18 protein-coding genes are annotated in these 15,782 nt (G+C 34.7%); 14 read left to right on the forward strand and 4 right to left on the reverse strand.

Annotation, left to right across the window (positions count from 1 at the left end; all coding sequences use genetic code 11):
- Positions 1–46: 46 nt before the first annotated feature.
- Genes hisA through hisIE form a run of 3 tightly spaced genes read left to right on the forward strand, consistent with a single transcriptional unit; the run spans position 47 to position 2,157 of the window.
- Positions 47–775, forward strand: coding sequence for a 1-(5-phosphoribosyl)-5-[(5-phosphoribosylamino)methylideneamino]imidazole-4-carboxamide isomerase (hisA, locus tag U5A88_RS04890; protein WP_354204275.1), 729 nt, complete (start codon positions 47–49; stop codon positions 773–775).
- A gap of 2 nt (positions 776–777) precedes the next feature.
- A complete protein-coding gene (gene hisF / locus U5A88_RS04895) occupies positions 778–1,533 on the forward strand; it encodes an imidazole glycerol phosphate synthase subunit HisF (RefSeq protein ID WP_354204277.1) in 756 nt (251 codons plus the stop codon).
- A gap of 27 nt (positions 1,534–1,560) precedes the next feature.
- Positions 1,561–2,157, forward strand: a complete 597-nt coding sequence (gene hisIE, locus U5A88_RS04900) for a bifunctional phosphoribosyl-AMP cyclohydrolase/phosphoribosyl-ATP diphosphatase HisIE (protein ID WP_354204278.1) — start codon at positions 1,561–1,563, stop codon at positions 2,155–2,157.
- 34 nt (positions 2,158–2,191) lie between these two features.
- On the opposite strand, the gene U5A88_RS04905 is transcribed toward hisIE, so the two are convergent.
- The gene (locus U5A88_RS04905; protein ID WP_354204280.1) at positions 2,192–2,608 is read right to left on the reverse strand and encodes a hypothetical protein; all 417 of its coding nucleotides are present in this window, start codon (positions 2,606–2,608) and stop codon (positions 2,192–2,194) included.
- 133 nt (positions 2,609–2,741) lie between these two features.
- Between U5A88_RS04905 and U5A88_RS04910 the strand changes: the two genes are divergently transcribed.
- The gene (locus U5A88_RS04910) at positions 2,742–3,419 is read left to right on the forward strand and encodes a DUF2461 domain-containing protein (protein WP_354204282.1); all 678 of its coding nucleotides are present in this window, start codon (positions 2,742–2,744) and stop codon (positions 3,417–3,419) included.
- A gap of 111 nt (positions 3,420–3,530) precedes the next feature.
- Here the strand turns inward: U5A88_RS04910 and U5A88_RS04915 are convergent, their stop codons facing one another.
- Positions 3,531–3,881, reverse strand: coding sequence for a ribose-5-phosphate isomerase (locus U5A88_RS04915; RefSeq protein ID WP_354204284.1), 351 nt, complete (start codon positions 3,879–3,881; stop codon positions 3,531–3,533).
- A 139-nt stretch (positions 3,882–4,020) separates the two neighbouring features.
- On the opposite strand from U5A88_RS04915, the gene U5A88_RS04920 reads away from it, so the two are divergent.
- Genes U5A88_RS04920 through U5A88_RS04935 form a run of 4 tightly spaced genes read left to right on the forward strand, consistent with a single transcriptional unit; the run spans position 4,021 to position 6,658 of the window.
- Positions 4,021–4,671, forward strand: coding sequence for a SatD family protein (locus U5A88_RS04920; RefSeq protein WP_354204286.1), 651 nt, complete (start codon positions 4,021–4,023; stop codon positions 4,669–4,671).
- Positions 4,672–4,694: 23 nt separating this feature from the next.
- The gene (locus U5A88_RS04925; RefSeq protein WP_354204288.1) at positions 4,695–5,405 is read left to right on the forward strand and encodes a DUF3307 domain-containing protein; all 711 of its coding nucleotides are present in this window, start codon (positions 4,695–4,697) and stop codon (positions 5,403–5,405) included.
- Positions 5,405–6,295, forward strand: coding sequence for a DUF72 domain-containing protein (locus U5A88_RS04930; RefSeq protein ID WP_354204289.1), 891 nt, complete (start codon positions 5,405–5,407; stop codon positions 6,293–6,295). Before U5A88_RS04925 ends, U5A88_RS04930 begins: the two co-directional genes overlap by 1 nt.
- Positions 6,296–6,298: 3 nt before the next feature.
- Positions 6,299–6,658, forward strand: a complete 360-nt coding sequence (locus U5A88_RS04935) for an acyl-CoA thioesterase (protein ID WP_354204291.1) — start codon at positions 6,299–6,301, stop codon at positions 6,656–6,658.
- A 36-nt stretch (positions 6,659–6,694) separates the two neighbouring features.
- Here the strand turns inward: U5A88_RS04935 and U5A88_RS04940 are convergent, their stop codons facing one another.
- Positions 6,695–7,957, reverse strand: coding sequence for a mechanosensitive ion channel family protein (locus tag U5A88_RS04940; protein ID WP_354204293.1), 1,263 nt, complete (start codon positions 7,955–7,957; stop codon positions 6,695–6,697).
- Between the two features lie 60 nt (positions 7,958–8,017).
- Here U5A88_RS04940 and U5A88_RS04945 point away from each other — a divergent pair, with 60 nt between their 5' ends.
- On the forward strand, positions 8,018–8,434 hold the full coding sequence (locus U5A88_RS04945; RefSeq protein WP_354204294.1) for an acyl-CoA thioesterase: 417 nt from the start codon (positions 8,018–8,020) through the stop codon (positions 8,432–8,434).
- On the opposite strand, the gene U5A88_RS04950 is transcribed toward U5A88_RS04945, so the two are convergent.
- The gene (locus U5A88_RS04950; RefSeq protein ID WP_354204296.1) at positions 8,431–9,723 is read right to left on the reverse strand and encodes a dipeptidase; all 1,293 of its coding nucleotides are present in this window, start codon (positions 9,721–9,723) and stop codon (positions 8,431–8,433) included. The genes U5A88_RS04945 and U5A88_RS04950 overlap by 4 nt on opposite strands.
- Positions 9,724–9,849: 126 nt before the next feature.
- On the opposite strand from U5A88_RS04950, the gene U5A88_RS04955 reads away from it, so the two are divergent.
- The 5 genes from U5A88_RS04955 to U5A88_RS04975 all read left to right on the forward strand — a co-directional run bounded on the left by U5A88_RS04955 (position 9,850) and on the right by U5A88_RS04975 (position 15,739).
- Entirely contained in the window at positions 9,850–10,521 is a 672-nt protein-coding gene (locus U5A88_RS04955) for a hypothetical protein (protein WP_354204298.1), read from the forward strand.
- A 156-nt stretch (positions 10,522–10,677) separates the two neighbouring features.
- Complete coding sequence (gene leuC / locus U5A88_RS04960) at positions 10,678–12,075, forward strand: 3-isopropylmalate dehydratase large subunit (protein WP_354204299.1); 1,398 nt, start codon at positions 10,678–10,680, stop codon at positions 12,073–12,075.
- Positions 12,076–12,106: 31 nt separating this feature from the next.
- Positions 12,107–12,703 (forward strand): 3-isopropylmalate dehydratase small subunit, encoded by a 597-nt coding sequence (gene leuD, locus U5A88_RS04965; RefSeq protein ID WP_354204301.1) that lies wholly within the window; start codon positions 12,107–12,109, stop codon positions 12,701–12,703.
- A 113-nt stretch (positions 12,704–12,816) separates the two neighbouring features.
- Complete coding sequence (locus U5A88_RS04970; RefSeq protein ID WP_354204303.1) at positions 12,817–14,334, forward strand: alpha-isopropylmalate synthase regulatory domain-containing protein; 1,518 nt, start codon at positions 12,817–12,819, stop codon at positions 14,332–14,334.
- 94 nt (positions 14,335–14,428) lie between these two features.
- Positions 14,429–15,739, forward strand: coding sequence for a carboxypeptidase-like regulatory domain-containing protein (locus tag U5A88_RS04975; protein WP_354204304.1), 1,311 nt, complete (start codon positions 14,429–14,431; stop codon positions 15,737–15,739).
- The last annotated feature ends 43 nt before the right edge of the window (positions 15,740–15,782 follow it).

Consider the following 15,782-nt stretch of genomic DNA (forward strand, 5'->3'; position numbering starts at 1 on the left):
AATTGTTCCCTTGAGGGGACTTTAGGGATGATAGCTGAGATATAACATGAGAATAATTCCTGCCATAGACATTATTGAAGGCAAATGTGTACGTTTATCCAAAGGCGATTACACAACTAAAAAAGTGTACAATGAAAGTCCATTAGAAGTTGCCAAACAATTTGAAGGGCATGGTATTCAATATTTACACTTGGTAGATTTGGACGGAGCTAAGGCAAGTCATATTGTTAATTGCAAAGTGCTTGAAAGTATTGCTTCAAAAACAAATCTAAAAATTGATTTTGGAGGAGGATTAAAATCCGATGAAGATTTAAAAATTGCTTTTGAAAGCGGAGCAAACCAAATTACAGGAGGTAGTATTGCGGTTAAAAATCCAGAAACTTTTAAAAGTTGGATTCAAAAATATGGTGCTAATAAAATCATTCTTGGTGCCGATGCAATGGACGAAAAAGTTGCCATTAGCGGTTGGCAAGAAGAATCGGATAAGGAATTAATTCCTTTTATTCACGACTATCAAAAAGAGGGTATTGAATATGTAATCTGTACGGATATTAGTAAAGATGGTATGTTGCAAGGCCCATCTTTTGATTTATACGAAAAGATTTTAAAAGATACCTCTAGTATAAAATTAATCGCCTCAGGAGGAATTTCTACCTTTAATGAGTTACCTAGATTAGATGAGTTAGGCTGTGAGGGAACTATTATCGGTAAAGCTATTTATGAAAATAGAATTAGTTTAAATGAATTAGGAAAATACATCTTAAATAATCGATAGATTTGCTTACAAAAAGAATCATACCGTGTTTAGATATCAAAAACGGACGTACCGTTAAGGGCGTAAATTTCGTGGATTTAAGAGATGCCGGAGATCCCGTTGAGTTGGCGGCCATTTACGCGGAAAATGGAGCGGACGAACTGGTGTTTTTGGATATTTCCGCCACGGAAGAACGAAGAAAAACCTTAGCAGATTTAGTATTGCATGTTTCGGAAAAAGTAAATATACCGTTTACCGTTGGCGGTGGTATTTCATCTATTGAAGATGTAGATGTCTTGTTAAAATGTGGTGCAGACAAAGTTTCTATCAATTCTTCGGCAGTTAAAAATCCTGATTTAATCAATCAGTTATCGGCAAAATTTGGAAGTCAATGTATAGTAGTAGCCATTGACGCTAAACAAATTAACGGAAAATGGAAAGTGCATTTGGTGGGAGGTAAAGTCCCAACGGAATTGGACTTATTTGTATGGGCCAAAGAAGTAGAGCAAAGAGGAGCCGGAGAAATCTTGTTTACTTCCATGGATCATGACGGTACAAAAAATGGATTTGCTAATAAAGCTCTGGCCAAATTATCAACGGAATTGAATATTCCTATAATTGCATCGGGAGGTGCTGGTAACAATCAACATTTTATTGATACTTTTGTAGATGGAAAAGCAGATGCAGCTTTGGCAGCAAGTGTTTTCCACTTTAAAGAAATTGAAATCAATGCCTTGAAAAAGGACTTGAAAAATCATAATATCCCTGTTAGGCTTTGATTTACTGGGGACTAACCTACGAACTAAATGAAGATAGATTTTAACAAAAATAATGACGGACTCGTACCCGCGATAATCCAAGATGCAAATACAAAAAACGTATTGATGTTGGGCTATATGAATAATGAAGCCTACGAAAAAACTATTGACACCAAAAAAGTTACTTTTTTTAGCAGAACCAAAAACAGGTTGTGGACTAAAGGCGAGGAAAGCGGTAATTTTCTGAATTTAGTAGATATTAAGTTAGATTGCGATTACGATACGTTGTTAGTCAGTGTTAATCCAGTCGGGCCAACTTGCCATAAAGGAACCGATACTTGTTGGGGAGAAGAAAATAAAACCAATTTCGAATTTCTATCTGAATTAGAAAAAATTATAAAAGAAAGAAAGGAAAACGCTGACGGTAAAAAGAGTTATGTAGCTTCACTTTTTGAAGAAGGCATTAATAAAATTGCCCAAAAAGTAGGTGAAGAGGCTGTGGAAACCGTTATTGAGGCCAAAGACAATAATGATGACTTGTTTTTAAACGAATCTGCCGACTTACTTTTTCATTACCTTGTTTTGTTACAGGCCAAAGGCTTTACCTTGGCGGATATTGTGGAAGTACTGAAAACAAGACACTAGATTCAACTAGTGCCTTGTTTAATAAAGTCGCAAGTTAACTAAGCCACCCTTTGGCAATTCCTTTTTTAGAAAACCACCATAAGAAAAGGGCTACAATAACAATCATAGGCGTCATTATATTCGCCATTTTTAATGAAAATGTTAGGTAACTCATTTGGATGATTACTGCAATTAATGAAATAAGAAAAAGAGGTCTAGCCCATTTTTTTCTTAATAACAAAGCAATGCACCCTAATAGTCCGCCAAAAACGGCAATAGCAAAAACAGCTACGTACCATGAAGGTACATTATTGGCTATTTCGATTTGTTCATCACTTAACATTGACTTCCACCGTTCTGTTTGGTAGGCTTGCCCCAAGTATTGGTCAACGCCCATTGCGTTCCATAGCAAGGCTACTACACTTACTATCCAAAACCAGATAGGAGGTTTGGTTGTTGTTGAATTTGTCATAATGATTTGGGTTTAGTTAATATAAAGTTTTGGTTAATAGTTGATTAACTATGGCAAGGTATGAAAATATTTTAAATTCAAGGATTTTTAAAGTCTAGAAACTTTCTTACCTTTGGATGAAATCGAATAAATTATGGCAACTACTGTACCTCAAAAAGCAATTACTTTTTTTAAAAAACTTGAAAAAAACAATAACCGCGAGTGGTTTAACGAACATAAGCCTGAATTCAAAGCTATTGAGGTAGAAGTAAAACAATTTTACAACGAATTGCTCAATAAAATGCAAGAGTATGACGAGATTGATAAATTAAAAATGTTTCGAATCTACAGGGATGTGAGATTTTCTAAAAACAAGGATCCGTACAAAACGCATTTTGGAGGTTCTTTTCACAGACAAAAACCGCAATTAAGAGGTGGTTATTATTTGCATATTGCTCCAGGAGATTCTTTTATAGCCACTGGTTTTTGGCAACCTGCTAAAGAGGATTTGTTTCGAATTCGTAAAGAATTTGAACAGGATGCCACGGAAATAAGAGCCATATTAGACAATAAAAAATTCAATCAAGTTTGGGGTAATTTTGTAGGCGATGAAGTTAAGACCGCACCCAAAGGTTTTAGCAAAGAGCATGAAAACATTGATTTGATCCGTAAAAAGCAATTTATTTTCACTAAAAAATATACCGACAAAGAAGTTACATCTTCCAATTTTATAAATGAAGTCAATTCAGCTTTTAAAGCCATTCGCCCTTATTTTGACTATATGAGCGAGGTTTTAACAACCGATTTAAATGGAGTTTCTTTAATTGATTGATTTCCTTAAACTTTTTATTTTAGATTAGATTTAATTCCTGCCCTTTATCCTGAGCGGAGTCGAAGGGTCAAGGGGAGGTGCCGTCCCGATAGCTATCAGTAGGCCGAGGGGTCAATTAAACCAAACTGCATACCGCATTCTTCTTAATTCCAATGCTAATTTTTCTTCCATTTCCAAAGCTTCAGCTCTTGTTTTTATGGGATTGATATGATTGTATAAACTCGGACGTAAATACATACCGTATTTTTCTACAATATTAGAGGAGATTTTATACCCTTTTTTATTTCTATGACCTGTTTTATGTTGCTTAAAACGTTCTTCTGGTGTCTTGCTTGTCATTCCCACGTATAAACATTGCAACACACCATTAAATTGTGGATTTGCAGCTCTAAACCGAGTATTCTCAGTAAATACACGCTTGGACAATTCTATCACATAAACATAATATTCGGTTTTTGACATGTTGTAAGATTCTTTATTCAACAAAAATACAAATTCCAATTTTATTAGCCCACAGACTAATATTACACAATTATTAGCCCACAGACTAATATTATACCATTATTAGCCCACAGACTAATATTTTTCATATATTTGTGGTATGCAAACAGTAATAACAGGAGATTTAATTGACTCTACTAGCTATACATCACAAGAACTAGATACTATTCTTACGGTTGTAAATACCGAATTTGAATACTTTAGAAACGAATACAATACGGATTTTAAAATATTCAGGGGCGATAGTTTTCAGGGTGTTGTGCTAGATTCATCACTGGCTCTTGAATTGGTGCTTATTATTAAAACAGCAGTAAATAAAATTCCTGCAAAGGATAAGAAAACAAATGGATTGACCGATTTTAGAATTGCTATTGGTATTGGTAATATCAATTTAAAACGCGATTCTATTTTAGAATCGAATGGCGAGGCTTTTCAATTTTCGGGCAGGACACTGGACACGATGAAAGGCGATTATCCACGTTTATTGTTAACAACCGCAGACGAAAATCTAAATGACGAATTTAATGTACATTTTGCCTTGTTGGATAGTGTAACCAGCAAGTGGAGCGTGGCTTCCGCCGAGGTAGCTTACTACTTGTTAAAAGGGAAGAAAGAGACAGAAGTTGCAGAGATATTAGGTATCAATCAATCTGCAGTTAACCATCGCAAAAAAGCAGCAAATTGGGATGCTGTGGCTTTATTGTTAAAGCGTTATGGAAAAGCGATTAGCAATTATGTAAAATCTAACTAAAAATGGGCAATAACATCCTAATCATGTTACAATTACTACTGGCTCATGTGCTTACCGATTTTGTATTCCAAAATACGAAGATGGTCAAACATAAACGTAATTATAAGGGCAAGTCGTGGTATTTGTACGTGCATAGTTTGTTGGCAGGGGTATTAACCTACATTTTTTTACAGGATTGGGATGCATTTGTAATTCCGATAGTCATTACCATCACACATTTTTTTATAGACTTATGGAAATTGCATCAAAAAAAGGACAATCTAAAGTATTTTATCATAGACCAGCTGTTACATCTGATTGTCATTGTTATGGCATGGTTGTACCTTATAGATGGGTTTTCAGCAGTATTGCCAGAAATAGCAGGATTTTTTTCATCTACAACAGCGTTGGCTATTGTAATTGGGTATATAACCGTTATTTTTCCGGTAGGTTTTATTATTGGCAAAGCTACTGAACGTTGGCAACAGGAAATAGCCAAGGAGGGAGAGCAGCACAGTTTAAAAAAAGCGGGACGCTATATTGGTATTTTTGAACGAATTTTAGTATTAACCTTTATTTTAATTAATAATTTTGCTGCCATTGGTTTTTTGATAGGAGCGAAGTCCATTTTACGCTTTAGTGATACCAAAGGGGCAAGAAAGCAAACAGAGTATGTGCTTATCGGTACGTTGATGAGTTTTGCCATTTGTATTATTATCGGATTGTTTATAACGTTTATAATAAATCAACAGTAATGAAATTTGGAAAAGTAGAGCATCCTGAACTTATTGATTTTACGATACCTGAGGATCATCCCAAAACCAAGGAAATACTAAAACGTACTAAAGATAATAATCCTTTGGAAGTTTATGTGGGATGTGCCAAATGGAATAGACAAGATTTAAAAGGGTTCTATCCTAGAGGAACAAAAGATGAGCTGGTTTATTACGCATCACAGTTCAATAGTATTGAGCTGAATGCTACTTTTTATCGATTTTTTCCGCCCGAGCAATTTGAAAAATGGTACGAAAAAACGCCATCAGATTTTAAATTCTTTCCAAAATTAAACCAAGAAATTAGTCACTGGAAACGATTGAACGAAGTAGAAGAATCCATTAAAAATTATGTGTATGCGGCATCTAATTTAAAAGAAAAGCTCGGAACGGTTTTTTTACAAATGCATAGTAATTTTGCCCCCAAAGATATGGATAGGGTGGTGGAATTTGCTGAAAATTGGCCAAAAAGTATTCCATTGGCTATTGAATTTAGACATACAGATTGGTATAACGACGCTAATGTTGCCAATGAATTGTATCAATTATTAGATGAAAACAACATCGCCAATGTATTGGTAGATACCGCCGGGAGAAGAGATTTGATGCACATGCGTTTAACGAATAATGAGGCTTTTATCAGATATGTAGGAGCAAACCATGAGAGTGATTATGATCGTTTGGACGATTGGGTAGTGCGACTTAATGAATGGGTCGGTCTTGGATTAAACAAAATCCATTTTTTTGTACATCAAAATTTAGAGCTGGCATCCCCATTATTATCAGCACATTTTATAGAGAAACTAAACACCTCATTAGGTACAGATTTGACTATACCTAAGCTAAATTTACCACCAAAAACCTTATTTTAATATATGCAATTTCATACCAGAAAATGGGTAAAACCCGAAGATCTTAATCCAAACGGAACATTGTTTGGAGGTACGCTACTATCTTGGATAGATGAGGAAGCAGCTCTCTGTGCCATAATTGAATTGAATAATAATAGAATAGTAACCAAGAGCATCTCTCAAATAGATTTTCAAAGTTCTGCCAGACAAGGCGATATTATTGAAATTGGAATTGAAGTAGTAAAATATAGAATGGCGTCAATTGTTATGGCTTGCGAAGTCAGAAATATAAGAACTCAAGAGACCATTTTAACAATTGATAGTATAGTTATGGCAAATTTAGATGATAAAGGTAGGCCAAGAAGACACAGTAAATCTGCTTAGTAGCCAGCCTATATCGGTTACATTTCATAAGAACCTTTACTTCTTTAAACTACTTAACCCCTGAATGTCTTCAGAGCTAGGTTCTTGGTATAATTGCAAATCGAAATGGGGCACAGCAGCAACCAGATGTTCAAAAATATCTGCCATAATATGCTCATAATTAATCCAGCGTTTATCCCTAGAAAACGTATAGATTTCTAACGGAATTCCTTTAGCGGTAGGTTCTAAATGGCGGGTCATAATCATCATATCCTCATTAATAGCGGGATTTTCACTTAAATACAAATCGCAATATTTTCTAAACAAACCTAAATTGGTCTGGTTACGCCCGTTAATAATTAAAGATTTATCAAAATTATGTTCCGTATTGTACTCGTCAATATCTTTTTGTCGGTGAGCGATATAATCCGTCAAAATTTGAATTTTTGAAAACTTTTTTAAATCAGAGGGAGATAAAAACTTTATACTATTAGTTTTAATAATAAAAGCTCTTTTAATTCTTCTCCCACCACTTTCCTGCATCCCTCTCCAGTTTTTAAATGAATCGGAAATTAAAGCATAGGTAGGGATGGTGGTAATGGTTAAATCCCAGTTTTTTACTTTTACAGTTGCTAAATTGATTTCAACTACATCACCGTCTGCACCATATTTTTCCATACTTATCCAATCGCCAATACGCACCATATCATTTATAGATACTTGAATACTAGCTACAAAACCTAAAATAGTATCTCTAAAAATTAATAATAGTATAGCGGAAGCTGCACCAAAAGTAGCTAAGAATTTTACGATGCTTTGACCCGTAATTTCAGAAAAAATAAAAATGGCACCAATAAACCATAAAAATATTATAATAACCTGAGTATAACTATCTAAAGGTTTATCCTTGAAATGCTCTTTTTGTTTTAAATAGTTTTTTGTAGTTTTTATTATGCTTCTGAAAATCCAAACCACTAAAATAATAAGATATACATCTGTAATTTTAATTAAGTAAGTTTTCCACAATTCAAAGTCAGCTAGGACAAGGGGAATTACTTTTCTTAAAATAATAAATGGAACAATATGAGCTACGTATTTAGGGAAGTTACCTTTGACCAAGAAATCATCATAGGTAGTTTTGCTTTTAATGGTAAAAGTTTGGAATGCTTTTACTATAATCTTTTTGAAAGCATAATCGATTACTAACAACAGTACAATTATAATAATTGAGTTTACCAATAGGTTTATATATATGGCAACCTCATCCGTAACATTATTCTGTATTAAAATATCGTAAAACCAATTAAAGTATTTGCTCATTTTAAGGTGTAATTTATGGGTTTTAATTAGCTTGCAAAACTAAAGAAAATTTTAATGTCAATGAATGATAAAATCCCATCAGATAAAGTATCCTTTCAACATTCTTTTAAAGTTACTTTAGAAGATATTGACGGGCTGGGTCATGTAAATAATGTAACCTACCTAAAATGGACTCAGCAAGTGGCCGGTATGCACTGGGAAAAACTATCTTCGGAAAAAATGAGAGAAAATGTAATGTGGTTTGTACTACGACATGAAATCGATTATGTGCAACAGGCGTTTGTTAATGATGCAATTATAGTTTACACATGGATAGAAGATGCAAAAGGTGCAAGATCAAACCGTATGTTCCGTATTTATCGTGATGATGAACTGTTAGTAAAATGTAAAACCACTTGGGCCTTAATCGATGTTAAAACGCAAAAACCCAAACGAATTGAGGATGAAATTATGGATTTGTTCGTTAAAAATGATTAGCTTTTTGCTTGAATTTCTTTGGCAACTTTTTGTACATCGTCAAGCACACGCAATAAATTACCACTCCACAATTTACTTATCTGGTTTTCAGTATATCCACGCTTTACCAATTCAAGTGTAACATTAAATGTTTCTGAAGCGTCTGACCAACCTTCAATACCTCCGCCACCATCAAAATCAGAGCTTATTCCTACATGGTCAATACCAATTAAATCAACCATATAATCAATGTGATCTACAAAATCAGAAACATCAACAGCCCCAGGAGCATTGCTCATGGTTTTCATTTTACCATTTACAATAGGTCTTGCCTTCATATAAGCGGCATAATAAGCATCTCTTTCTGATCCAGCTAATTTTCTTGCCGTACCTCTGTCTAGCCATTTTATACCTAAAGAATCAAATACTTTTTCATATACGCTTCGTTCAAACTCACTTCTTTTATTCTGTTTGTCACCATGCACGTAAGTAGCCAAGGCTACCGTTTGCACAACACCATTCTTTTCTTTAATCAGTTTTAACACTTCATCATTTAAATTTCTGCTATGTTCGCTTACGGTTCTTGCAGATGAGTGAGATGCAATTACTGGTGCTTTTGACAAAGCAATTGCTTGTTTATTGGCTTCAATTGAAGGGTGCGATAAGTCAATCATTATACCGAATTTGTTCATTTCTGCTATAACTTCTTTACCTAATTCACTTAAACCATTATGCAACCATTTATTATCCTTTTCGCCAGTATTTGAATCTGCTAATTGACTATGTCCATTATGAGCTAAAGACATATATCTGGCTCCTAAATCATAAAATTTCTTAACATTGCTAATATCCATTCCAATAGGATACCCATTCTCAACACCAATCATGGCAATTTTTTTACCTTCAGCATTTAATTTTCTAACGTCATCAGAAGTTAATGCTAGTCCAATCTGATCTGGTGCAATTTCTTCTGTCAATCTATGAATAGCTTCAAACTTTGCCATTGCATTGGCGTAGGCCTTTTTGTATCCAGCCTTGTTTAAATCTCCTTGACCGGTATAAACGATAAACCAAGCAACATCTAATCCACCTTCTTCCATTTTAGGTAAGTTTACCTGACTTTCTAGCCGTTGTGTATAATTTTTTTCTTTGGTAAAGTTGGCAACATTTATATCCGCATGTGTATCTAAAGTGATAACACGTTTGTGGATTTGTTTTGCATAAGCTAATGTGTCTTTTATTTCCGTTTCAACAATTTCGGTATCTGTCGAGTCTTTTGCGGTATTAGTGTTATCGGCTTTTTTGTTCATGTTGCAAGAAGTCAAAACTAAGAGTGCGGTAAAAAATAAAACGGTTCGCATGGCTATAAATTTAAGTTTGGTTTAAGCGATAAAAGTAGGGATAATTATTTATATTTGAATCAAAATCCAATCAATATGAAACTTTCCAAAATTATTTTACTCGTTATTTTATCAACAGTTGTTTTTATTTCTTGTGATAAAACCAAAGCTAAAGAAGATGTCAAGGAGGAAAAAATGGAAGATGCAGAAGCTAGAATCGAAGTTGAAACCCCCAATCAAAAACTAACGGCAGAACAACAGATTGCTTCCGCGGTATTGGCGGCACCTGCTGAAACAAGAGATGGAGCAAAAGTTTATGGTTATGATGGCGATGGGAAGTTTACGACTTTACGCGAAGGCACCAATAATATGATCTGTATTGCAGATGATCCGAATAAAGATGGATTTCAAGTAGTGGCGTATCACAAGGGTATGGAACCATTTATGGCAAGGGGCAGAGCCTTAAAAGCCGAAGGGAAAGAATTTGGAGATGTACGATCCATCCGCGAAAAAGAAGCAAAGGATGGTAAGTTACAAATGCCTAAAAACCCTTCTACTTTGCATATTTTACAGGGTGAAAATGGCGGATTTGATCCTGAAAGTGGTACAAATGTAAATACGCATTACAGGTATGTGGTCTATACACCATTTGCCACCCAAGAAACTACAGGCTTATCTTTAAAACCTAATGCTCCAGGGCATCCTTGGTTAATGTTTCCTGGCACTGCTGGAGCACATATTATGATTACACCGCCGAGGGAAAAATAGATATTTGTGATTATGTTAACGTTGAATTACTTAATAACAAACTAAAAAACAACAAATAGAAAACATCGTTGAACATCGTAATCCCGTCCAAAAATAATTGACCGTTATTTTACAAAATTTTATATTCGCAGTCATTTTAAAAAATCAAGCTAGATTATGAATAGTACTTTATTTGACAAAGTTTGGGATGCCCACGTAGTGCGTAAAATTGAAGGTGGTCCTGATGTGTTTTTTATTGATAGGCATTTAATTCATGAAGTAACAAGTCCTGTTGCTTTTCTAGGATTAAAAAATAGAGGTATTAAAGTTATGGAGCCTCAGCGGACTTTTGCTACTGCTGACCATAATACGCCAACTATAAATCAACATTTACCAGTTGAAGATCCGTTATCGGCAAATCAGTTAAAAGCCTTGGAAGAAAACTCTAAAGAACACGGTATTATCCATTGGGGATTGGGTCATGAAAACAACGGAATTGTACACGTAGTTGGGCCAGAAAACGGAATTACCCTACCGGGAGCAACCATAGTTTGCGGAGATTCCCATACTTCCACCCACGGTGCTTTTGGAGCTATTGCCTTTGGTATTGGTACGTCGGAAGTGGAAATGGTACTTTCTACACAATGTATTATGCAGCCCAAACCTAAAAAAATGAGGATTAATGTGGAAGGTAAATTGAATAAAGCCGTTACCCCAAAAGATGTGGCGTTGTATATCATTTCGCAGTTATCTACTTCAGGAGCTACAGGTTATTTTGTGGAATATGCTGGGAATGTCTTTGAAGAAATGTCTATGGAAGGTAGGATGACCGTTTGTAATTTAAGTATTGAAATGGGAGCAAGAGGAGGAATGATAGCCCCAGACCAAAAAACGTTTGAGTATATAAAAGGGAGAAAATTTACACCAAAAGGAGCAGATTGGGATAAAGCCATGGAATATTGGAAAACCTTAAAAACCGATGATGACGCTACTTTTGATAAAGAATATACCTTTAATGCTGCTGATATTGAACCAATGATTACCTACGGTACCAATCCAGGAATGGGTATGGGTATTTCCAACCATATACCTTCATCTGATGAAGTAAAAGACGGTAAAGCTACTTATGAAAAATCCTTGAAATATATGAACTACGATCAAGGCGATTCTATGATTGGAAAAGACATTGATTTTGTATTTGTGGGAAGCTGTACCAATGGTAGGATAGAAGATTTCAGAGCATTTGCATCTATTGTAAAAGGAAAAAAGAAAGCGGATAATGTTACGGCATGGCTTGTTCCAGGCTCGCATAAGGTAGAAGCACAAATTCGTGAAGAAGGTATTTTAGATATTTTAACCGAATCGGGATTCGATTTACGAGAACCCGGTTGTTCTGCTTGTTTGGCTATGAATGATGATAAAGTCCCTGCTGGAAAATATGCGGTAAGTACTTCTAACAGAAATTTTGAAGGGCGTCAAGGCCCAGGTTCTAGAACCCTTTTGGCTAGTCCGTTAGTTGCAGCAGCAGCAGCAGTAACAGGTAAAGTAACCGATCCACGTGAGTTGATGAGCTAATCTAATAATTAAATAAAGAATAAATTGACAAATGGCATACGATAAATTCAATATACTACAAACATCAGCATATCCGCTACCGATAGAAAACGTGGATACCGACCAAATAATTCCCGCACGGTTTTTAAAAGCTACTGAGCGTAAAGGTTTTGGTGATAATCTTTTTAGAGATTGGCGTTACAGTGCGGACAATAGTCCGAAAATGGATTTTCCATTAAATGATCCAAAATACAGCGGTAAAATCTTGATTGGTGGAAGAAATTTTGGATCTGGATCTTCACGAGAACATGCTGCTTGGGCGGTTTATGACTTTGGATTCCGTTGTGTAATCTCTAGTTTCTTTGCAGATATTTTTAAAGGAAATTGCTTAAATATTGGTGTTTTGCCAGTACAAGTAAGCGAAGAATTTTTGCAAGAAATTTTTGAAGCTATTTATGATAATCCCAATACAGAGATAAAAGTTGATTTACCCAATCAGACTGTAACATTGATGAGTACAGGTAAGTCGGAGTCCTTTGAGATCAATTCTTATAAAAAGCAGAATATGTTAAATGGTTTTGATGATATTGATTACTTGCAAAATATGAAAGGCGAAATACAAGAGTTTGTGAAATCCCGTCCTTTTTAGGAGTGTATTTCATTCGAAATTAGAAAGTTGATTCTTTGTGTAAATTATTAAAAAATTGAGAGTAATTCTCCCTCCTTCGGAGGGACTAAGGGAGGTCTTTTTATAACAAATAAATGAGCAAACATAAAATTGAAATAATGGACACCACCTTGCGAGATGGTGAACAAACGAATGGTGTTTCTTTTTCCGCTTCGGAAAAATTGACCATTGCTCAATTGTTATTAGAAGAATTAAAGGTTGACCGCATCGAGATTGCCTCAACTAGGGTTTCAGAAGGTGAATTTAATGCTGTAAGAAGTATTACCAATTGGGCTGCCGAAAAAGGGTATCTAGATAAAGTGGAAGTGTTGTCTTTTGTGGATAATGGTTTGTCTATTAAATGGATGAAAGATACTGGGGCAAAAGTCCAAAATTTATTGACAAAAGGTTCTGTAAATCATTTAAAATACCAGCTTAAAAAAACACCCGAACAGCATTTTACAGAAATCCAAAAAGTAATTGAACTAGCTGAAAAAGCAGGTATTAAAACCAATGTGTATTTAGAAGATTGGAGTAATGGAATGCGTAATTCGCAGGAATACGTATTTCAATTTTTAGATTTTTTAGAAACACAGTCCATTGAAAGAGTATTGCTACCAGACACTTTGGGTGTTTTATCTCCAGAAGAAAGTTTTGCTTTTTTATCGGCTATCAGAACTAAGTATCCCAAAATGCATATTGATTTCCATGCTCATAATGATTATGATTTGGGAGTTTCCAATGCATTAGAAGCAGTAAAAGCAGGGGTTAATGGATTACATCTTACGATTAATGGAATGGGAGAGCGTGCAGGAAATGCTCCTTTAGCTAGTGTTGTTGCCGTTATTAATGATTTTTTACCCGAAATTAAAACTTCGGTAAATGAAAAAGCATTATTTAAAGTTAGTAAATTGGTAGAGACCTTTTCGGGGTTTAGAATCCCTGTCAACAAACCTGTACTTGGAGATAATGTATTTACCCAAACAGCTGGAATACATGCAGATGGAGATAGTAAAAAGAATCTTTACTTTAATGATTTATTACCTGAGAGATTTGGAAGAAAGCGTAAATATGCCTTAGGGAAAACTTCGGGAAAAGCGAATATTCAAAAGAATTTACAAGAGTTAGGCTTACAATTAAATGATGAAGATGTTTTAAAAGTAACCCAACGAATAATAGAGTTAGGCGATAAAAAGGAAGTGGTTACCAAAGAAGATTTGCCGTATATCATTTCCGATGTATTGGATAGTAATATTTATGAAGAACGCATTACTATAGAATCTTATGTGTTAACGCATTCTAAGGGGTTGAAACCCTCAACAACGGTTGCTGTAAAGATTGAGGGTAAATTAATTGAAGAGCATGCCCAAGGTGATGGTCAATTTGATGCTTTTATGAACGCGTTAAAAAAGGTCTATAAAAATAAAGGGCTCGTATTACCCAAATTGACCGATTACGCCGTTAGAATCCCTCCAGGATCTAGTTCTGATGCACTTTGTGAAACGGTTATTAGTTGGCAAATTGATGACAAATCATTTAAAACCAGAGGCTTGGATTCTGACCAAACAGTATCTGCGATTAAAGCTACTCAGAAAATGCTGAATATAATTTAAATAGAAATCAAATTTTTAGTTAAATATTTAGTTAATAGTCATTTATTCCATTTTTTTCACTAAATTAGTTACCGTAATTTCAATATTTTCAGATATGAATAGCTTTACTAATTTCCCTTATATAAAAAAGATACTATTTTTTGTTGTATGTATTACGTTGTCAACAAGCACTGCGTTTGGATTCTCTATGTTACAAGATCAAACAAATCAAGAGAATGAATATGTTGAATACAGTGGTACTGTGGTTGATAGCGAATCGGGCAATGCATTGGTCTTTGCCTCATTAACGGTAAATGAAACCAATATTAGTACAATTACTAATTCAGATGGTGAGTTTCTCTTAAAAGTTCCCAAAGGTATTGGCAATGCTGTTGTAACTATATCATATTTAGGTTATGACACCAAAGAGATTCCGGTAAGTCAATTGAATAAGGAAAATAATAAAATTGAGTTGACCAATTCAATGATTGAACTAAGCGAAGTAAACTTAGTGCTTCCGAGTGATGCAAAAGCATTAGTTAAAGCGACACTGAAAAAAAAGGCCGAAAATAATGTAAATAAGCATGTATTAATGACAGCTTTTTACAGAGAAACTATTAAAAAAGGACGTAAAAATGCATCCTTAGCAGAAGCTATTGTAAATGTTTATAAACAACCTTACACTTCTTCAAGACAGGATAATATTGAACTGTTTAAAGCTAGAAAGAGTACGGATTACAGTAGGTTAGATACAATAGCTCTAAAATTACAGGGAGGGCCATATAATCCCTTGTATATAGATTTAATGAAATACCCTGAGTATATATTTAATACTGATATGATTGGCTCTTACCGATTCAGTTTTGCACAGTCAACAACCATTGACGGTAAACCAGTTTATGTTGTAAAGTTTAGGCAAAAAAATACGGTAGTTGAACCGTTATATTATGGCAAACTATATATTGATTCAAACACGTTAGCCTTAAAAAGTGCTATCTACAACTTAAATGTGGAAAATCAGGAATTAACAAGTAATCTTTTTGTACGAAAAAAACCAAGAGATATTAAGGTTTATCCTACAAATGCCGCATACCGAGTTGATTATCGTGAAAAAGATGGTAAATGGTATTATGGTTATGGTAATGTTCAGCTGACTTTTAAAGTGAAACGCAAACGTAAATTGTTCAGTAGAACCTATTCACTAACTAGCGAAATGGCGGTAACAGATTGGAAATTCAATATTGACAATGAGAAACTGAAAAATAGAGAAAAACTAAAAAAATCAGTTGTTATTAGTGATGCAGCCTCTGGTTTTTCAGATCCTGAATTTTGGGGAGCTTACAATGTCATTGAGCCAGAAAAGTCAATTGAGTCTGCTATTAGTAAAATTAAGAAACAATTAAAACGAGCCAATAAGGGCGGATAAATTGTTTATCAGTAATATTATTAAGCGTACTTTTGCAGAAAAT

Origin of the sequence: Aureibaculum sp. 2308TA14-22, from assembly GCF_040538665.1 — a bacterium.
Lineage (GTDB): Bacteria > Bacteroidota > Bacteroidia > Flavobacteriales > Flavobacteriaceae > Aureibaculum.